This window comes from Actinomadura madurae, assembly GCF_900115095.1.
Taxonomy (GTDB): domain Bacteria; phylum Actinomycetota; class Actinomycetes; order Streptosporangiales; family Streptosporangiaceae; genus Spirillospora; species Spirillospora madurae.
In genome coordinates, this window is sequence record NZ_FOVH01000001.1 from 259,014 (window position 1) to 277,841 (window position 18,828).

An 18,828-nucleotide genomic window follows, 5' to 3' on the forward strand; every position below is an offset into this window, starting at 1 on the left:
CCGGGGTGCTTGCGCACGGGCGGGTGAAGCGGGACGCTGAAGGCACGTCGGGCCGCGCGGAATCCGTGAGGAACAAGGATGACGCCTGACGATACGGGAACGGCCGCGCCGTCGAAGACGCGGATCGAATATCTGGAAGAGCTCGGGGACGAGCTGGTCAAGCGCGGTCTCAGGGTGCGCATCACCCTGCCCCGCGGCCAGTCGCCCAGCCTGCACGTGATGAACCCGGACGCGGCCGCCCTCACCGAGAACATCCTGGCGGAACAGGGCGCCGACGGCTGGTGGTACTGGTGGTCGTGGGCCGAGCGCATCGCGCCCGCCGACGACGTGGCCGGCGCGGCCGAGCGGGTCGCGATCGTCCTCGCCGTCCGCTGAATGTTGAGCCGCGAAACATTTCGCTGACCGGGCCCGCCGGGGGCGGGTCCGGCGGGCGCCCGCCGCCGGCCGTCCCGCCGCCGCTCGCCATCCCCCGTTTCACCCGTGTTGATCTCGCGTTACTTGATTGTTACCGCCGACAACAAATCAACTCGGCGCCAGGTCTGGCGCGACGGGCGGGCGCGACATAAGTTGCGGGGCACAACATTCACGTCGGTGGGAATGTGATCTCGCCCACCGGCACCGGCCACCCCGGCCGCGGCACGCGGCCACGCCCAGAAAGGACCCGGGCTATGCGCAAGGGGATCCTCAGCCTGATGGCCCTCACGACGGCCGCGGCGCTCAGCCTCACCGCGTGCGGCGACGACGGCGACGACTCCGGCGGCGACTCCGGAGCGGCCAAGGGAAAGGTCGGCGTGATCCTGCCCGACACCGCCTCCTCCGCCCGCTGGGAGAACTTCGACCGCCCCTACCTCCAGCAGGCCTTCAAGGCCGCCGGGGTCGAGAGCGACATCCAGAACGCCGAGGGCTCCGCCCAGCGGTTCCAGACCATCGCCGACCAGATGCTCACCAGCGGCGTCACCGTCCTGCTCATCACCGGGCTGGACTCCAACTCCGCCGCGGCCGTGCAGCGCAAGGCGCAGGCGCAGGGCGTCAAGACCATCGACTACGACCGGCTCACCCTCGGCGGCGTCGCCGACTACTACGTCTCGTTCGACAACGTGAAGGTCGGCGAGACGATGGGCGCGGGCCTGCAGAAGTGCCTGGGCGAGAAGGACGCCAACATCGTCTACCTGAACGGCTCGCCCACCGACAACAACGCGACCCTCTTCGCCAAGGGCTCGCACAACGTCCTCGACAAGGTCAGCACCTACAAGAAGGTCGCGGAGCAGCCCGTCCCGGACTGGAAGGCCGAGAAGGCCGCCACGCTCTTCGAGCAGATGTGGACCGAGCAGAAGGGCAAGATCGACGGCGTGCTCGCCGCGAACGACAACCTCGGCAACGCGGTGATCTCGATCCTGAAGAAGAACCAGCGGGCGGGCAAGGTCCCGGTCACCGGCCAGGACGCCACCCTGCAGGGCCTGCAGAACATCCTCGACGGCACGCAGTGCATGTCGGTCTACAAGCCGACCAAGCAGGAGGCCGACGCGGCCGTCAAGCTGGCCGTCTCGCTGATCAAGGGCGAGAAGGGCGAGACCACCGCCACCGAGCACGACCCGGTCGGCAAGCGTGACGTCCCGTCGGTGCTGCTCACCCCGATCGGCATCACCAAGGAGAACGTCAAGCAGGTCACCGACGACGGCGCGGTCAAGGCGGCCGACCTCTGCAAGGGGGCGTACGCGGCCAAGTGCGAGGCCGCGGGCATCAAGGTCCAGTAACCGCTCCCCGCCCCTACCTCGTGGCGGGCCCCACACCGCTGAGGGCGTCCCGGGCACCCGGAAACCCGGGACGCCGGGGGCCCGCCACGGGCGCGACAGACTCGGAAGGAAACACGTGGCTGATAACGGAGACCCCGTCCTCCGCCTGACCGGGCTCAACAAGAGCTTCGGTGCCGTCCACGTCCTGCACGACGTGGACTTCACGCTGCGGCTGGGCGAGGTCATGGCCCTCGTCGGCGACAACGGAGCGGGCAAGACGACCCTGATCAAGTGCATCGCGGGCATCCACCCGATCGACTCGGGGCACGTCGAGTTCGACGGGCGGCCGGTGACCATCGACGGCCCCCGCACCGCGTCCGAACTCGGCATCGAGGTCGTCTACCAGGACCTCGCCCTCGCCGACAACCTGGACATCGTGCAGAACATGTTCCTCGGCCGCGAACGCCGCCGGGGGCTCGTGCTGGACGAGGCGTCGATGGAGGAGTCCGCGCGGGAGGTCCTCGCGCGGCTGTCGGTCCGCACCGTCAAGTCCGTCCGCCAGCAGGTGTCGAGCCTGTCCGGCGGGCAGCGGCAGACCGTCGCCATCGCCAAGGCGGCGCTGTGGGAGTCCAAGGTCGTGATCCTGGACGAGCCCACCGCCGCGCTCGGCGTCGCCCAGACGCGGCAGGTGCTCAACCTCGTCCGGCGGCTCGCCGACAGCGGGCACGCCGTCGTGCTGATCTCGCACAACATGAACGACGTGTTCGAGGTCGCCGACCGCATCACCGCGCTCTACCTCGGCCGTGTCGCGGCGGACGTCGCCCGCTCCGAGGTCACCCACGGCCAGGTCGTGGAGCTCATCACCGCCGGCCGTTCCGGTGATCTCGGCCTCGCGCCGACGACCGCCGCCGAGAGCATCTGAAGGGGGACCACGCGTGTCCACCGACCTCCCCAGACAGAAGGAGACCGCCATGAAGCTGGCGGACTCGGACTTCGCGACCGACCGGCGCGAGCACGATGTGAGGTCCGCCGCGCTGGACTACTGGAACAAGATCAAGTCCGGTGAGCTCGGCGCGCTCCCCGCCATCCTGGGACTGATCTCCCTCGTCGTGCTGTTCACCGCGCTGAAGCCCGACACGTTCCTCAGCAAGGGCAACATCGCCAACCTGTCCACCCAGGCGCTCCCCATCACGATCCTCGCGATGGGCCTGGTGTTCGTGCTGCTGGTCGGCGAGATCGACCTGTCGGCCGGCGTGGCGAGCGGCCTCAGCGCGGCCGTGATGGCCAAGCTCGTCGTGGACGCCGGCCAGCCCTGGTACGTGGCGATCATCAGCGCGGTGGCGACCGGGATCATCATCGGCACCGTGATCGGCTGGCTCGTCTCGGTCCTGCGCATCCCCTCGTTCGTCGTCACGCTCGCGTTCTTCCTCGGACTCCAGGGCATCACGCTCCGGCTGATCGGCGAGGGCGGCACCGTCCCCGTCCGCGACGAGGTCATCGTGGCGTTCGCCAACAAGAACATGCCGATCTGGCTCGGCTGGACGTTCGCCTCGGCCTGCGCGGTCGGGTACACCGCCACCCAGCTGCTGCGCTGGCGGCGCCAGCGCGTCCGCGACCTGCACTCCAAGCCGCTGGAGTTCGTGATCGCGCAGTCCGCCGTGGTGGCCGCGGCGCTGCTGATCAGCACCTACGTGCTGAGCCTGGACCGGGCGCCCAGCCCGCTGATCACGCTCGGCGGCATCCCCTGGGGCGTGCTGCTGGTCGGCGTGCTGCTGATCGTCTGCACGTTCGTGCTCGGCCGCACCGGCTACGGGCGGCACATCTACGCCGTCGGCGGCAACGCCGAGGCCGCGCGCCGGGCCGGCATCAACGTCGCCCGCATCCGGATCTCCGTCTTCATGATCGGCTCCGGGCTGGCGGCGGTCAGCGGCATCGTGGCCGCGTCCCGGCTGAACTCGGTCGCCACCGACGCGGGCGGCGGCAACACGCTGCTGTACGCGGTCGGCGCCGCCGTCATCGGCGGGACCAGCCTGTTCGGCGGGCGCGGCAAGGCGCGGGACGCGGTGCTCGGCGGGCTCGTCATCGCCATCATCGAGAACGGGCTCGGCCTGCTCGGCACCAAGGCCTACCTGAGCTTCCTGATCACCGGCGTCGTGCTGCTGCTGGCCGCCACGATGGACGCGCTGGCCAGGCGCCGGCGGTCGGCGGCCGGCCGGTGACGGCGGGAACGCGGTGACCCCGTGAACCCGGCCGGGGACGCCTGGGAGCCGGTGGCCCGCACCACCGGCTCCCCGGCGTGGGCGCCCGCCCCCGGCGCCGCTCCCGGCCGTTCCCGCGCGGGGAACACGGCTGGTACGCTCACTGACCTCGACCGCCTGGCGGGTGGCGGCGGTGTGGGACGGTGGGAGCCAGTCGGCATGTCGAAGACACCGGCGCTGGACCTGCGCGGCATCGACAAGAGCTTCGGTTCCGTCCAGGTCCTGCAGGACGTCTCGTTCTCGGCCTATCCCGGCGAGATCACGGCCCTGATCGGTGACAACGGCGCCGGCAAGACCACGCTGGTCAACTGCATCGGCGGCATCCACCCGGTCGACCGGGGCGAGTACCGCTTCGAGGGCCGCCAGGTCCGGGTCGGCGCCCCGCGCGACGCGAGCCGCCTCGGCATCGAGATCGTCCACCAGGACCTCGCGCTCTGCGAGAACCTCGACATCGTCCAGAACATGTTCCTCGGCAGGGAGCAGCGCAGCGGCCTGGCCCTGGACGAGGACACGATGGAGGAGATGGCCCGCGCGGCGCTGTCCGGCCTCGCCGTCCGCACGCTGGGCTCGGTCCGGCGCCGGATCTCCACGCTGTCCGGGGGGCAGCGGCAGATCGTCGCCATCGCCCGCGCCGTCCTGATGGACAGCAAGGTCGTGGTGCTGGACGAGCCGTCCGCCGCGCTCGGCATCGCGCAGAGCCAGCAGGTCCTGGAGGTCGTGCGGCGGCTCGCCGACAAGGGCCTCGCCGTCGTGCTGATCTCGCACAACATGAACGACGTCTTCGCGGTCTCCGACCGGATCGCCGCCCTCTACCTCGGCCGGATGGTCGCCCAGGTCAGGACCGCCGACGTCACCCACCGCCAGGTCGTCGAGCTGATCACTTCGGGAGCCGGCGAACAGGTGGGGCTGCGCCGATGATGAAGGCGGGCCCATCACAAGAGGACATCCGGCGCCACAACCTCGGAACCCTGCTGCGCTTCGTGCACCTGCGCGGCCCCGCGTCCCGGGCGACGCTCGCCGAGTCCCTCGGCCTGAACCGCAGCACGATCATGGCGCTGACGGCCGACCTCACCGCGGCCGGGCTCGTCCGCGAGGAGCTGCCGCGCGGTCCCGGACGCCGGGCCGGTCGCCCGTCGCTCGTGGTCAGGCCCGAGTCCACCCGCGTCTACGTGCTCGCGTTCGAGGTCGGCGTCGACCGGCTCGTGGTCGCCCGCGTCGGCCTCGGCGGCGTGGTGCTGGACCGCCGCGAGGGCCCCCGGGCCCGCGACTCCGACCCTTCCGACCTGCTGTCCGTCCTGGTCGCGGGCGCCCGGTCCCTCGTCCGCAAGGCCGAACGCGACGCCGTCTGCGTCGGCGCCGCGCTCGGGTTCCCCGGCACCGTCCGCCGCTCCGACGACACCATCATGTTCGGCCCGAACCTCGACGTGGGGGAGCTGCGGCTCGGGGACGCGCTGTCGCGCCGCCTCGGCCTCGGCATCCCGGTCTCGGTGTGCAACGACGCCAACCTCGGCGCCCTCGCCGAGCACGAACGCGGCGCCGGGGTCGGCTGCGACGACCTCATCTACCTGCACGGCGACGTCGGCGTCGGCGGCGGCATCATCGCCCACGGCCGGCTGCTCGGCGGCGACCAGGGCTTCGGCGGCGAGATCGGCCACATGATCATCAATCCCGGCGGCCGGCTCTGCGCCTGCGGCGCGAAGGGCTGCCTGGAGGCCGAGGTGGGGGAGCGGGCGCTGCTGCACCACGCCGGCCGCGAGGAGGAGCCCGGCCAGGCGGGGCGCGACGCCGTCCGGCAGATCGTGGTCTCCGCCGACGCCGGCGACATCGTCGCCCGCGAGGCGCTGCACCGGGTCGGCTCCTGGCTCGGCCTCGGCGTCGCCAACCTCGTCAACATCTTCAACCCCGGCATGATCGTCTTCGGCGGGACGCTGCGCGACATCTACCTCGGCGCCGCCGCCCCCATCCGCAGCGTCCTCACCAACGGCGCCCTCGCCGCCCCCCGCGAGAAGGTCAAGCTCCGCACCGCCGCCCTCCGCGACGACACGACCCTCGTCGGCGCCGCCGAGTTCGCCTTCGCCGAAGTCCTCGCCGACCCCGTCCAAGTCCTCGCCAGACTGAGAGCCCCGGAGGACAGTCCCGTCTGACCCCGTCACCGGCGCTCAGGCGAAGGTTCCGTAGGTGCGGTTGTAGAAGATCAAGGGTGGGGCGTCGTGGTGTTCGGCCAGGTCGTGGACGCGGGATACGACGATCATGTGGTCGCCGGCGAGGTGCTCCTGCTCGACCGAGCACTCGATCCACGCCAGGGCGTCGCTGATCAGGGGGGCGCCGCCGGGGGTGTGCGACCAGCCGATGCCCGTGAACTTCTCGTCGCCGTTGCCGAACGCGAGCCGTTCGGTGACGTCCAGCTGCGAGTCGGCCAGGATGTTGACGCAGAGGCGGCCGGCGGTGCGCAGCCGGGGCCAGGTCCGGCTGGTGTGGGCCACGCAGAACCCCACCAGGGGCGGGTCGAGGGAGACGGACGTGAAGGAGTTCACGGCCAGGCCCGTGGGACGTCCCGAGGCCGGGTCGACGGCGGTGACGGCTACCACGCCGGTCGCGAACCTGCTCAGCACCGAGCGGAACGCGGCCGCGTCGACGCGGGCGGCGGAGGGGCCGGACGAGCCGTTGGGCGATCCGTGCATAGGGGTCCGTTCCTGGCCGGGGATGCGTCGATGACCACTAAAGCCTTCCGCCGGCCGTGCTGATTCCCCGGGGGCGCGATCTCAGCCGAAGGTCCCGGCCGCGGCTCGGTCCGGGGACCGAGCCGTGATCAGGAACGCGGCGCCTCGGCGGGCGGGTTCAGCATGACGGCGGTGTACGGGGTGACGAACGCGACCGCCGTCATGCCGTTCAGGGCGAGACGCCCGGCGCCGGACAGGTGCGCCTTGACGCGGGCCGGGACGCGCGGGCCCTCGTGCAGGGCCGCCCAGGCGATCCAGCCGACGGCGACGACCGCCCAGTAGGAGACGAGCCGGTACAGGCCGACGGCCGCTGCGGCGGGCGACAGCGTCGCGCCGAACGCGACCAGGGAGGCGGCCATGCTGCCCTCGATGGCGCCGAGGCCGCCGGGGAGCAGCGGGAGCATGCTGCCCGCCGCCTGGGCGGCGAAGTAGGCGAGCGCGACGCCGTTGGGATCGACGGCGACGCCCACCGCGTGCGCCGCCGAGAGCAGCGCCAGGATGTCGAACACCCAGTTCAGCAGGGCGAGCGCGATGAGCGCCGCCCAGTCGCCGCGGGTCGGCCGCAGGACGTCGCGGACCCCCGCGAGCCGCTCGGCGTGCGGTGCGATCCGGGGATGGGCGAGGGCGGCCCGGTGGACGCGGCGCAGCGGCGCCGTCACCAGGGCGCGGAACCGGCCCCACCGCAGCGCGGGGACGAGGAGCACGGCCGGCGCCGCCGGGACGGCGAGCGCGAGCAGCGCGAACCGGCGGGCGTGCGGGTCGGACAGCAGCGCGAGGAGGCCGATCAGGGAGTAGGCGGTCGTGGTGATCACGCCGCCGGCCAGGATGACCGCCGTGGCGAGCCGCGCCGACGCCCCGCCGCGGCGGAACTGCCGGAACGTGTAGACGACGCTGACCGCGGGGCCCGCCGGGAGCGTGGTGGACAGGGCGTTGCCCGCGTAGGTGATCGCGAAGGCGCGGCGCAGCGTCATCCGCAGCCCGCCGATGCGCAGCAGCCGGCGCTGGAGCCGGGCGAACGCGCCCATCGACCCCGCGACGGCGAGGACGACCGCGGTGAGCCAGCCCGGGTCGGCGTGCGACGCGGCCGTCCAGATCGCGCCGAGGTCGGGAAGCTCGTCACCGTAGAGCGGCAGCGCGGCGAGGGCGCCGAGGACGAGCGCCCACTGGACGACCAGGCCGGCCCTGCGCCGCCACCAGGGACCCTGCGGCACCTGCTCGTCCTGGAACGGGTTCGAGGACTCCGCGTCGCCCTGGGGGCGGACCGGTGCCGTGACTGTGTCGTCCATGTCCCGGTCACCTCGCAAGCTCGCCCCGCATTGCGCAACCTACGGCCCGCCTATGACATTCCCCCAGGTGCGGAAACGAACCGCAAAGTGACTCGCGCCACCTGCGTCACAGGCAGGTCAAGGCCGGCGGGTGGGGTTCACCGCGTCGCGTTCGGCGGGGACGTTGGGATCGGGCCACCGCTCGTCCTCGCCGCGCCGGGCCGACTGCCTCTCGTAGTCGCCGATGCCGACCCCGTCCCTGCTCTCCTCGGGCTCCTCGATGACGTGGTCATCGGGCGGGTCCTCCACGTACTGCTCGGTCAGGGCGATCTCCTCCTCCTGCTCGTCGTCGCCCATGTCGTCGATGTCCGCGCGGAAGTCCCTGCCCTCGCCCGGCCGGCGTTCCCTCATGACTCCTCCGTCGCCTCGGATCCGCTGATCGGACCGGTATCCCCGATGTCCGGCGCCCTACTCGCGGTCGCGGACGGCGACGAGCCCGCCGACGACGCCCACGTAGGCGGTCCCGTCCGGGCCGAGGGTGATGGGCGCCCAGTTGTTGTCGAACCACTTGCCGGTCCCCGTGAGCACCTTGAAGGCGGTCCTCCCGGTGTGGACGTCCACTCCCGTCAGGTACCAGGCGTCGATGAAGTCCTCGCGCGGTTCCTTCGTGTAGAGGTACAGCAGCCCGGCGGGCACGGAGACCTTCGCGACGGTGGACGGCGAACGTTCCCTGCTCGTCCAGACGGTCTCGCAGCCGTCCCCGCCCGGCTTGACGTCCACGCGGCTCACTCCGCCTGCGGACGACCCTCCCGGCGGGAGCTCGAAGAAGTTGCGGTAGCCGTAGTTGTTCTCGACGAACAGGCTGTTCCCGTAGCCGACGAGGGAGTTGTCCGTGGCACTGGCTCCGCTGCCGAACACGGGGATCTGGCAGACGAGCCCGCCGTCGTCCCTGCGGCGGACTATGACGTGCATGCGGTCGTCGGCGTTGTCGGTGATGGCGACATAGCCGTCGCCGAAGAACGTGGGGGTCGTCCCGGAGCCCTGGTCGATCTGGCCGGGTTTCCGTCCGCTGCCTCTGTCGTACGCCTCGCGCCAGACGATCTCCGGCGTTCCGTCCGTGCCGGCCCGCATCCGGTAGAGCGCGTGGTCGGAGACGATCGAGACGCCGCTCTCGGCCGCCGCGAAGGAGTTCTGGATGCTCTCGCCCGCGAGGCGTGTCATCCGCACGGTCCCCGTCTCGGGATTCACCGTACCGACGCGCCCGTTCCGCGTGATCCACCAGATCAGGCCGTCCCAGTCGGGCCCGACCGCGGTGATGGGGTCGCACTCGCCCTCCGGCCAGGGATCCGTCCAGGTGGCGCAGTCGCGGGGTAGGTGCCCGCCGAGGTCCCAGTCGTCGGTGACCTTGAAGCGCCACTTCCCGTCCGGCCCCTTCTCGTGGGCGAAGCGGCGCAGATGGAACGCCGAGTCGGCCAGGACGGCGCGGTCCTGCGGGTCCAGGTAGTAGTACGCCCCGCCCGAGGTGTCGGTGAGCACCTTGTCCAGGCTCAGCGAGTACACCGCCTGGACGGTGGACGGCCTCGGCGGCAGGTCGTACGTCGCGAGGTCCTTCAGCGTCCTCGGATCGATCAGCCGCAGGACGAAGTTCTGCCCCCGCGTGCACTGCGCGACGATCAGGCCGGTCCGCCGGGCGAACGTCACCGTCGAGCACAGCCCTGGCAGGCCGCCGCCCTTGGCCTCGTTCCACACCCGTGGATCGCGGCCGAGCGGCCCCGGGAACGGGTAGGTGTCGGACGCGTGGCTGTCGGCGTGCATGGACGACGTCCCCACGGGTCCCTGGTGCGGGTTGGCCGGGACAGGACGCCCGGTGAGAGGCCTCGGCGTGGCCGGACCGCCGATGTAGGACGGGACGAAGCCCTTCCCCGGACCATCGGGGATCGGGTCGGCCGCAACCGGGACCGCGACCCCCACCAGGGCGGCGGCGAGCAGAGCGGCGAGCAGGGGTCTGCGCATGGAGGGCTCCTCGACGGGACGTGGGTGGCCCGGCCGCGCCCTCCGGGACGATCCACCGCGTACATGGGTGATCGTTCAATGCGCCCGGATGGTTACGATCCGGTCATGGGCGTACAAGCTGTGATCTTCGACTGGGGCGGCACGCTGACCCCGTGGCACGACCTCGAACTGGCCGACATGTGGCACGCCATCTGCTCCGCCCACCTCCCCGCGGACACGATCGAGAAGACCGTCGCCGCGCTCGTCGCGGCCGAGGACGAGCTGTGGCGCCGCGGCACCGAGGAGCACCGCAGCGCCACCCTCGCCGAGGCGTTCGCCATGGCCGGCGTGGAGCCGACCGAGGGGCTCCTGGCCACCCACTTCGAGACCTGGACCCCGCACACCCACACCGACCCCGCCGTCCCCGGCCTGCTCACCGCCCTCCGCGAGCGCGGCATCAAGATCGGCGTGCTGTCCAACACCATCTGGACCCGGGAGTGGCACGAGCGCGTCTTCGCCCGCGACGACGTGCTCGGGATGCTCGACGGCGCCGTCTACTCCAGCGAGATCCCGTGGACGAAGCCGCACGCCGAGGCCTTCCGCGCCGCGATGGACGCCGTCGGCGCCACCGACCCCGCCTCCTGCGTCTTCGTGGGCGACCGCCCCTACGACGACATCCACGGGGCCAAGTCCGCCGGCCTGCGGGCGGTCCAGATCGTCCATCAGACGACCCCCGCCTTCGACCGTCCCGGGCTCACGCCGCCGGACGCCCGCATCCACGACCTGGCCGAACTGCTCCCGCACGTGGAGAGGTGGCACTCACCCTGACGCGGGCTTGGCCGCGACGATGAGGTCGCGGGTGATGGCCTGGTCGACGCGGTGCCGGAAATCGCGGTAGGCGCCGGAGTCGCGGACGTCCAGGCCGCTGGAGGCGAGGATCTCGGCGAGCTGCTCGCGGCGCCCGACGAGGGTGTTCCAGGAGATCCCGATGGCGCCGCCCGGACGCAGGAGGCGCGTCCATTCGGGGACGGCGGCCGTGAGCAGCTCGACCGGGCTGCGGGACAGGTGCGGCTTCCCCCTCCGGCCGGGCTGCGCGCCCTTGGGACGGCTGCCGTGCTGCACCCCGTACGGGGCGTCCGTCACGATCAGGTCGAAGGAGGCCGGGCGGAAGAACTTTCCGGCGCCGAGGGAGTCGGCGTTCACGACGGTGATCTCCATCGTCTCGCCGCTCTTGTACCGCTCCTTGGACGCGCCGAGCGTCACGTGCAGGCGGCGCCCGAGGACGGCCCTCTCCCGCCGGATGCTGGTGATCTCGGCCTGGTGCTTGACCCGGTTGTTCTTCAGCCAGGTCTTGACGAAGGCGGCGTAGGCGTCGAAGTCCTTGGCGTCGATGTCGATCCCGGCGGCGTCCAGCCCGTACATCACGGCCTGGTTGAGCGTGGTGCCCCGGCCGCACATCGGGTCGAGGACGCGGGGGCGGCCGGTGACGAGGTCCATGGGGGAGTCGGTCGCCATCGCGGTGACGTTCAGCAGCAGCTTGGTGAAGTACTCGTTCGTCTTGCCGGAGTACTTCTGGATGGTCAGCAGGTCGCTGCCGAACAGGTCGAGGGGCTGGAGCATGACCGGGCGGAGCAGTTCGCCCTCGATCCGGAACAGCGCATAGAGCGACGACAGGTTCGACAGGAGACGGACGTCCTGGTCCGTGAGTTCGTCGGCGAAGAAGGTCACGTAGGGGACGCCGCCGATGGCGGTCTCCTCGATGTCGTGGACGCGTCCGCCGAGGGCCCTCTCGCCGAACACCGCCAGCTCCGCCTTCACCAGGCCTGCGGCGGCCTGCGCATAGACCCGGTTGTGCGAGGGGGAGACAAGAAGGCCGTACGCGGTCATTTGGTGGACCTTACTGGACCCCGAGGGCGGAGACCGCCGGGACTGCCGCGCCCGGCGGTCTCGGGACGGCCCGCGGGCCGCTCCATCCCGGTCAGGCGGCCTGCGCGGATCGATCTGCGGCGCCGCCCTTCCCGGAGGGAGTGTCCCCGCCGGCGGCCGGCAACGCTCGCGACTCCTCGGCGGCGCGGATTTCCGGCGTGGCGGGACCCTCGACGGCGGGCAGATCCGGAAGGTGCCGCGCGGCGGCGTTCAGCAGTTCGTGGACGCGGCTCTTGAGGCTCGCCAGATCGGCGCGCGCCACGTCGGCCTGGGCCTGGGCCCGGCGCGCCTGCCTTCGGGCGGCGTCGCGCTCGGCCGCGAGCCGGGTGAGCTGTTCGTGGTAGGCGGCCCGCAGCTCGTCGAGGGCGCTCGCCGCGCCCGGCCGCGGAGTCGTGGTCACCGTGCTCCCTCCTCTCGGGTTGTCCCTGCTAATTGGGACTAACGCCGCGATTCGGGCACTTCGTTCCCGGCGTGCCGAAGATCACTCACCCGGTTCGGGACGCGGGGAGAGCGCCGCGTCCGGCAGCCCGGGGAACGCGTGCGCGGGCGCGGCGAGCCCCGCCCTCGCCCGCCAGCGCGCCGACCACGCCACGGCCCGCTGCGCCCCGTCGGCGGCGAAGGCCCGCAGGTCGGGGGAGGAGGCCCCGGCCAGGCCGACATAGGCCGGGGCGAGACCGTCCTCCAGGGCCGCGGCCAGCTGGGCGGCGGCGCGCGCGGACGTGACCTTGACGGGCAGCCGGTAGGCGGGCGCCGCGGCGACCCGCTTGATCGACAAGATCGAGGCCAGCGTGTCGCGCTGGGCGCGGTGCGCGTTCCACCGCTCCTTCGCCGTCTGCCGGAGCGTCCCGCGCAGCCGGGAGCCGAGCACCCCGTACCCGTACACGGCCGCGTGCTCGGCGGCCAGCGCCTCCCGCGCGGCCTCGGCGTCGGTCGTCGACCGGACGGGCGGGGGCTCGCCCCTGACCGCCATCGCGTGCCCCGCCTCGCACGCGCCGATGCTGGCGAGCAGCTGGGCCAGTGCCGGGCCGGTCTTCGCGGCCTCCGCGGCCCGCGCCCGCGCCGCCCGCTCCTCCAGGCCGCGCAGGGCCGCCAGGCCCCGGGCCCCGGCGGGGACGGGCGCCGCGCCCGGCGGCGGGATGGCGCCGCCCTCGTCCGCCCGGTCGCCCGAACCCGGGACGTAGTGCCGCTTCAGGACCGCCAGATGGCTCCGGTGACGGGCGAGGACGGGGTCCAGCCGCCCGGCCAGCGAGGCGTCCGCCGACCGCGCCGACTCGTACGCGGCGATCAGGTTCTGCTCGGACGCGATGGCGCCGACGAGCAGAGGCACGTCCCCCCGCGGCGCGGCCTCCGCGGCGCAGCCCGCGAGCCACGGCATCGCGATCATCGCCGCGCCGCCGAGCAGGGGTGCCCGCCCCAGCAGCGCCCGGCGCGACAGGTTTCCCGGCAGGGGCGGCACGGCCTCTGGCAAGGGAGTCTCCTCACCCGGTGGTGTGGTGGTGGCCCGCTGTGACCGCGGGTCTCCGGACGCGTCCATCGGGCCAGCTCAAGCATTCCATATCCGCCGCGCCGGTGAGCCGTCCGAAAGACCACTGCGGTCTCCGGCTGTCGATAGTCTTGAGGTGTCAACGGACGATCGGGGACCCCGCGATCGCGGCGGCACAACAGGAGGAGGGCCCATGAGCGTCGAGTCCAGCGGCGGCCGCGCTCAAGGGAGGCGCGACCGGCAGGGGCCGGGCGCCCCGGCCCGCCCCACGCGCGATGCGGCCGCCGCCGAGCTGACCCGGCTCCTCACGCCCGCGGTCGCCGCGGCGGGCTTCGACCTGGAGGAGGTCGACGTGCGCCCGGCGGGCCGGCGGCGGCTGGTCAGGATCGTCGTGGACGGTGACGGCGGGGTCGGGCTGGACGACATCGCCCGGCTGAGCGAGACGGCCTCCGGGCTGCTCGACGAGTCCGACGTCATGGGCACCTCGGCCTACGTGCTGGAGGTGACCTCGCCCGGTGTCGACCGCCCCCTCACCGAGCCGCGGCACTGGCGCCGTGCCGTCGGCCGGCTGGTCGTCGCCCCGTTGACGGAGGGAGGCCAGGTCGAGGGCCGCGTGGTGGCGGCCGACGACGAGGCCGTCGAGATCGACGTCGTCCGCAAGCGCCGGGGCAAGGGAGCCGGGGCGAAGGGCGGCGGCAGGTCCGCTGGGCCGGAGCCCGCTTCCGGGGGACAGGCCTCCGGGAAGGGGCGGGCCGCCGCGCCGGAGATCGTGCGGCGCCGGTTCGGCCTCGGCGAGCTGGGGCGCGGCCGTGTGCAGGTGGAGTTCAGACCCGCTGCTGACAAGGCCGAGGAAACGCGTTCTCCGGCTGAGCCGGACTAGAGGGGGGAACCTCGTGGACATCGACATGACCGCCCTGCGGTCGCTGGAGAGCGAGAAGGACATCTCGCTCGACGTGGCCGTCAAGGCCATCGAAGACGCCCTGCTGATCGCCTACCACCGGACGGAGGGCGCGGCGCCGAAGGCGCGCGTCGAACTGGACCGCACGAGCGGGCACGTGACCGTCTGGGCCACCGAGACCGACGACGAGGGCAACGAGGCCGGCGAGTACGACGACACCCCGACCGGGTTCGGCCGCATCGCCGCCACCACCGCCAAGCAGGTCATCCTGCAGCGGCTCCGCGACGCCGAGGACGAGCTGACCTTCGGCGAGTACGCCGGCCGCGAGGGCGACATCGTCAGCGGCATCATCCAGCAGGGCAAGGACCCGCGGAACGTGCTGGTCGACCTCGGCAAGATCGAGGCCATCCTGCCGCCGCAGGAGCAGGTGCCCGGCGAGCACTACGACCACGGCGAGCGGCTGCGCGCGTACGTCGTCCAGGTCCGCAAGGGCCACCGCGGCCCGTCGGTGCAGCTGTCGCGGACGCACCCGAACCTCGTCCGCAAGCTGTTCGCGCTGGAGGTCCCGGAGATCGCCGACGGCACCGTGGAGATCGCGGCGATCGCGCGGGAGGCCGGCCACCGCACCAAGATCGCGGTCCGCTCGCGCAAGCCGGGGGTGAACGCCAAGGGCGCCTGCATCGGCCCGCTCGGCAGCCGGGTCCGCAACGTGATGGCCGAGCTGCACGGCGAGAAGATCGACATCGTGGACTGGTCGGAGGACCCCGCGGAGTTCGTCGGGAATGCCCTGTCCCCGGCGCGCGTTTCGAGCGTCGAGGTGGTCGACGCGGACGGCCGGGTCGCCCGCGTCGTCGTGCCCGACTACCAGCTGTCCCTGGCCATCGGCAAGGAAGGGCAGAACGCCCGGCTCGCCGCGCGGCTCACCGGCTGGCGGATCGACATCCGGTCCGACACCGAGCCCGGGCAGACGCCCCCGAAGGGCGCCGGCTCCGGCCAATCCGGATCTTCTACGCCAGGAGAGCATGCGACCGGCCCCGCCGACGCCTCGGCGCGGTAGACTCATGGAACGTGGCCGGGCGGCCCCTGTTCGTATGTGCGTGGGCTGCCGGGTTCGCACGGTCAAGTCCGACTTGCTGCGTCTTGTGGTGGTCGAGGGCGACATCGTCCCCGACCCCCGAGGACGGCTGCCGGGGCGGGGTGCGTATCTGCATCCCGATCCGGGGTGTCTGGAGCTCGCAGAGCGACGTCGGGCGTTCCCGAGGGCGTTCCGCCTTCCGGGGCCGCTCGACTCCGGTGCGCTGCGCCGACAACTTGCGGCACGCGCCGCGCAGCAGCAGGATGGCCGAATGGTAAGCGACGTCTAGTCGGAAGCAGGTCGAGATTGCTATGAGCGCTCGATGAGCACGCCGCGATGAGTACGGCAAGTTAGCGACGGTCCGGAGGCCGCACCCCCGGACCGAGTAGGGAGTGCAGTGGCGAAGGTCCGGGTTTACGAACTCGCCAAGGAGTTCGGTGTAGAGAGCAAGGTCGTCATGGCCAAGCTCCAGGAAATGGGCGAGTTCGTGCGGTCGGCGTCCTCCACGATCGAGGCGCCGGTCGTTCGCAGGCTGACAGAAGCCTTCTCAAATTCTTCTTCGTCCCCCAAGCAGGGGGACCGGCGGGTCGCGGCCAAGAAGCAGGCGCCGCGCCCGTCCGCACCGCCGCGCCCGGGTCCGCCCGGCGGCGGTTCCGATTCCCAGGGTGCACGTCCGGGGCCGCGCCCCGGTCCGCGCACGTCCGCGCCCAAGCCGGGTCCCGCGGGCCCCGGCGGCCAGAGCGGTCCCGGCGGTCCCGGTGGTCCCGGTGGCCCCGGCGGTTCCGGTGGCCCCGGCGGTTCCGGCGGCCAGGGCGGAGGGCCCAAGCCGGGCCCGCGCCCGGCCGTCCCGCCGGCGCCGAGCACGCCGGTGAACGCGCCCGCCGCGCAGGGGCCCAGCGCCCCGCCCGCGTCCGGTCCGGGCACCGGCAACCGCGCGCCCGGCGGGCCCAAGCCGGGTCCCCGCTCGCCCAAGCCGGGCCCCCGCCCGGGTCCGCGCCAGGGCGGCGGCGGCCGCGGCCCCGGCGGGCCGCGTCCCGGCAACAACCCGTTCAGCTCGACCAACACCGGCATGGGCCAGGCGCCCAAGCCGGGTCCGCGTCCCGGTCCCCGTCCGGGCGGTGACCGGCCCGGCGGCGGTGGCGCCGCGGGCGGTTCGCGTCCCGGTCCGCGTCCCGGCGGCGCCCCAGGTGCGGGCGGTCCGCGCCCGAACCCGGGCAGCATGCCGCCCCGGCCGGGCGGCCCGCGTCCGAGCCCGATGAACATGCCGTCCTCGCGGCCCGCCGGCGCCCCCGGGCGCGGCGGCCCCGGTGGCGGCGGCGGCGGTCGCGGCCCGGGTGGCGGCGGCCGCGGTCCAGGCGGCGGCGGCCGCGGTCCGGGCGGCGGCGGCCGCCCCGGTGGCGGCGGCGGCTTCGGCGGCCCCCGCGCGGGTGCCGGCGGCCGTCCGGGCGGCGGCTTCGGCCCGCGCCCCGGTGGCGGCGGCCGTGGCCGCGGCGGCACGCAGGGCGCCTTCGGGCGTCCCGGCGGACGCCCGGCCCGCGGGCGCAAGTCCAAGCGGGCGCGCCGCCAGGAGTTCGAGAACATGCAGGCGCCCGCCGTCGGCGGCGTCTCGGCTCCGCGCGGCAACGGCAAGACCATCCGGCTGCCGCAGGGCGCGTCCCTGACCGACTTCGCCGAGAAGATCGGCGCCAACCCGGCGTCGCTCGTCGCGATCATGATGCACCTCGGCAAGATGGTCACCGCGACCCAGTCGGTCGACCCCGACGACCTCATGGCGCTCGGGCTGGAGCTGGACTTCGACGTCCAGGTCGTCAGCCCCGAGGACGAGGACCGCGAGCTGCTCGAGTCGTTCGACATCGAGTACGGCGAGGACGAGGGCGGCGAGGAGAACCTCCAGTCCCGTCCGCCGGTGGTCACCGTCATGGGCCACGTCGACCACGGTAAGACCAAGCTGCTGGACGCCGTCCGGCACGCCAACGTGCAGGCGGGCGAGGCCGGCGGCATCACCCAGCACATCGGCGCCTACCAGGTCGAGACCGAGGTCGACGGCGAGGACCGCAAGATCACCTTCATCGACACCCCGGGCCACGAGGCGTTCACCGCCATGCGTGCCCGCGGTGCCGACACCACCGACCTGGTGGTGCTGGTGGTCGCCGCGGACGACGGCGTCAAGCCGCAGACCACCGAGGCGATCGACCACGCCACGGCGGCCGGGGTGCCGATCGTCGTCGCGGTCAACAAGATCGACGTCGAGGGCGCGGACCCGAACCGGGTCCGGGCGCAGCTCACCGAGTACGGCCTGGTCGCCGAGGAGTTCGGTGGCTCCACCCAGTTCGTCGACGTGTCCGCCAAGCAGGGCGTCAACATCGACGGGCTGCTGGAGGCGATCGTCCTGACCGCCGACGCCGAGCTCGACCTGAAGGCCAACCCCGACATGCCCGCCCAGGGCTCGGCCATCGAGGCCCACCTGGACAAGGGCCGGGGCGCCGTGGCGACCGTGCTGGTGCAGCGCGGCACGCTGCGGGTCGGCGACTCGATCGTCTGCGGTGTGGCCAACGGCCGCGTCCGCGCGATGCTCGACGAGAACGGCAACAGCGTCGAGGAGGCGGGCCCGTCCCGTCCGGTGATGGTGCTCGGCCTCGCGGCCGTGCCCGGCGCGGGCGACAACTTCCTGGTCGTCGAGGACGACCGGGTCGCCCGGCAGATCGCCGACAAGCGGGTCGCGCGCAAGCGCAACGCCGAACTGCTCAAGAGCCGCAAGAGCAGCTCCCTCGAAGAGCTGTTCAAGGACCTGGAGCGGGGCGAGCGGCAGGAGCTGCTGCTCATCCTCAAGGGCGACGTGTCCGGTTCCGTCGAGGCGCTGGAGGACTCCCTCCTCAAGATCGACGTGGGCGACGAGGTCAACCTGCGGATCATCCGCCGCGGTGTCGGCGCGATCACCCAGGACGACGTCAACCTGTCGCTGGCGTCCGAGGGCGCGGTCATCATCGGCTTCAACGTGCGGCCGGAGCGCAACGCGCAGGAACTGGCCGACCGCGAGGGCGTCGACATCCGGTACTACTCGATCATCTACCAGGCGATCGAGGAGATCGAGGCGGCCCTCAAGGGCATGCTCAAGCCGGAGTTCGAGGAGGCCCAGCTCGGCACCGCCGAGGTCCGGGAGATCTTCAAGGTGCCGCGGATCGGCAACGTCGCCGGTTCGATGGTCACCTCGGGGATCATCCAGCGCAACGCCAAGGCGCGCCTCGTCCGCGACGGCGTCGTGGTCTCCGACAACCTCACGGTGTCGTCGCTGCGCCGCTTCAAGGAGGACGCGACCGAGGTCCGCGAGGGCTTCGAGTGCGGTATCGGCGTGGGCTACAACGACATCAAGCTCGGCGACGTCATCGAGTGCTTCGAGATGCGGGAGAAGCCCCGCGACTGAGGCGGACGGCACGCCCGCGCGGTCCCGGCAGGGGCCGCGCGGGCGAGCCGACCCGGC

18 protein-coding genes are annotated in these 18,828 nt (G+C 72.8%); 11 read left to right on the forward strand and 7 right to left on the reverse strand.

What is annotated here, in order from left to right:
- The first annotated feature begins 78 nt into the window (after nucleotides 1-78).
- The 6 genes from BM339_RS01290 to BM339_RS01315 all read left to right on the forward strand — a co-directional run bounded on the left by BM339_RS01290 (nucleotide 79) and on the right by BM339_RS01315 (nucleotide 6,135).
- Nucleotides 79-375 carry a hypothetical protein gene (locus tag BM339_RS01290; RefSeq protein WP_021595248.1) on the forward strand — a complete coding sequence of 99 codons (297 nt, stop codon included), beginning with the start codon at nucleotides 79-81 and terminating at the stop codon, nucleotides 373-375.
- A 293-nt stretch (nucleotides 376-668) separates the two neighbouring features.
- A complete protein-coding gene (locus BM339_RS01295; protein WP_021595249.1) occupies nucleotides 669-1,754 on the forward strand; it encodes a sugar ABC transporter substrate-binding protein in 1,086 nt (361 codons plus the stop codon).
- Between the two features lie 115 nt (nucleotides 1,755-1,869).
- Entirely contained in the window at nucleotides 1,870-2,655 is a 786-nt protein-coding gene (locus BM339_RS01300; RefSeq protein ID WP_021595250.1) for an ATP-binding cassette domain-containing protein, read from the forward strand.
- Nucleotides 2,656-2,704: 49 nt separating this feature from the next.
- A complete protein-coding gene (locus BM339_RS01305) occupies nucleotides 2,705-3,952 on the forward strand; it encodes a sugar ABC transporter permease (protein ID WP_021595251.1) in 1,248 nt (415 codons plus the stop codon).
- 198 nt (nucleotides 3,953-4,150) lie between these two features.
- Complete coding sequence (locus BM339_RS01310; RefSeq protein WP_021595252.1) at nucleotides 4,151-4,909, forward strand: ATP-binding cassette domain-containing protein; 759 nt, start codon at nucleotides 4,151-4,153, stop codon at nucleotides 4,907-4,909.
- Nucleotides 4,909-6,135: an ROK family transcriptional regulator gene (locus BM339_RS01315; protein ID WP_033330682.1), complete on the forward strand. Its 1,227-nt coding sequence runs from the start codon at nucleotides 4,909-4,911 to the stop codon at nucleotides 6,133-6,135. The genes BM339_RS01310 and BM339_RS01315 overlap by 1 nt, the downstream gene beginning before the upstream one ends.
- A gap of 15 nt (nucleotides 6,136-6,150) precedes the next feature.
- Here BM339_RS01315 and BM339_RS01320 read toward each other — a convergent pair whose 3' ends face one another.
- From BM339_RS01320 to BM339_RS01335, 4 genes are all read right to left on the reverse strand, one after another.
- A complete protein-coding gene (locus BM339_RS01320) occupies nucleotides 6,151-6,672 on the reverse strand; it encodes a flavin reductase family protein (RefSeq protein ID WP_021595254.1) in 522 nt (173 codons plus the stop codon).
- Between the two features lie 128 nt (nucleotides 6,673-6,800).
- Complete coding sequence (locus BM339_RS01325) at nucleotides 6,801-7,997, reverse strand: lysylphosphatidylglycerol synthase transmembrane domain-containing protein (RefSeq protein WP_083597163.1); 1,197 nt, start codon at nucleotides 7,995-7,997, stop codon at nucleotides 6,801-6,803.
- A 117-nt stretch (nucleotides 7,998-8,114) separates the two neighbouring features.
- On the reverse strand, nucleotides 8,115-8,387 hold the full coding sequence (locus tag BM339_RS01330) for a hypothetical protein (RefSeq protein WP_021595256.1): 273 nt from the start codon (nucleotides 8,385-8,387) through the stop codon (nucleotides 8,115-8,117).
- A 57-nt stretch (nucleotides 8,388-8,444) separates the two neighbouring features.
- Nucleotides 8,445-9,989, reverse strand: a complete 1,545-nt coding sequence (locus BM339_RS01335; RefSeq protein ID WP_075019678.1) for a PQQ-binding-like beta-propeller repeat protein — start codon at nucleotides 9,987-9,989, stop codon at nucleotides 8,445-8,447.
- 105 nt (nucleotides 9,990-10,094) lie between these two features.
- Here BM339_RS01335 and BM339_RS01340 point away from each other — a divergent pair, with 105 nt between their 5' ends.
- Entirely contained in the window at nucleotides 10,095-10,796 is a 702-nt protein-coding gene (locus BM339_RS01340) for an HAD family hydrolase (protein ID WP_024934653.1), read from the forward strand.
- Here BM339_RS01340 and BM339_RS01345 read toward each other — a convergent pair.
- The 3 genes from BM339_RS01345 to BM339_RS51115 all read right to left on the reverse strand — a co-directional run bounded on the left by BM339_RS01345 (nucleotide 10,788) and on the right by BM339_RS51115 (nucleotide 13,362).
- The gene (locus tag BM339_RS01345) at nucleotides 10,788-11,855 is read right to left on the reverse strand and encodes a TRM11 family SAM-dependent methyltransferase (protein WP_075019679.1); all 1,068 of its coding nucleotides are present in this window, start codon (nucleotides 11,853-11,855) and stop codon (nucleotides 10,788-10,790) included. The two genes, BM339_RS01340 and BM339_RS01345, sit on opposite strands and share 9 nt — an antisense overlap.
- Nucleotides 11,856-11,946: 91 nt before the next feature.
- Nucleotides 11,947-12,294, reverse strand: a complete 348-nt coding sequence (locus tag BM339_RS01350; RefSeq protein ID WP_075019680.1) for a hypothetical protein — start codon at nucleotides 12,292-12,294, stop codon at nucleotides 11,947-11,949.
- An 81-nt stretch (nucleotides 12,295-12,375) separates the two neighbouring features.
- Nucleotides 12,376-13,362 carry a DUF4439 domain-containing protein gene (locus BM339_RS51115; RefSeq protein ID WP_244938936.1) on the reverse strand — a complete coding sequence of 329 codons (987 nt, stop codon included), beginning with the start codon at nucleotides 13,360-13,362 and terminating at the stop codon, nucleotides 12,376-12,378.
- 208 nt (nucleotides 13,363-13,570) lie between these two features.
- Between BM339_RS51115 and rimP the strand changes: the two genes are divergently transcribed.
- The 4 genes from rimP to infB all read left to right on the forward strand — a co-directional run bounded on the left by rimP (nucleotide 13,571) and on the right by infB (nucleotide 18,771).
- Nucleotides 13,571-14,257 carry a ribosome maturation factor RimP gene (rimP, locus tag BM339_RS01360; RefSeq protein ID WP_075019681.1) on the forward strand — a complete coding sequence of 229 codons (687 nt, stop codon included), beginning with the start codon at nucleotides 13,571-13,573 and terminating at the stop codon, nucleotides 14,255-14,257.
- Nucleotides 14,258-14,282: 25 nt separating this feature from the next.
- Nucleotides 14,283-15,332, forward strand: a complete 1,050-nt coding sequence (gene nusA / locus BM339_RS01365; RefSeq protein ID WP_024934652.1) for a transcription termination factor NusA — start codon at nucleotides 14,283-14,285, stop codon at nucleotides 15,330-15,332.
- 34 nt (nucleotides 15,333-15,366) lie between these two features.
- Nucleotides 15,367-15,639: a YlxR family protein gene (locus tag BM339_RS01370; RefSeq protein ID WP_235206352.1), complete on the forward strand. Its 273-nt coding sequence runs from the start codon at nucleotides 15,367-15,369 to the stop codon at nucleotides 15,637-15,639.
- A gap of 108 nt (nucleotides 15,640-15,747) precedes the next feature.
- Nucleotides 15,748-18,771, forward strand: a complete 3,024-nt coding sequence (infB, locus tag BM339_RS01375) for a translation initiation factor IF-2 (RefSeq protein ID WP_075019683.1) — start codon at nucleotides 15,748-15,750, stop codon at nucleotides 18,769-18,771.
- Nucleotides 18,772-18,828: the final 57 nt, after the last annotated feature.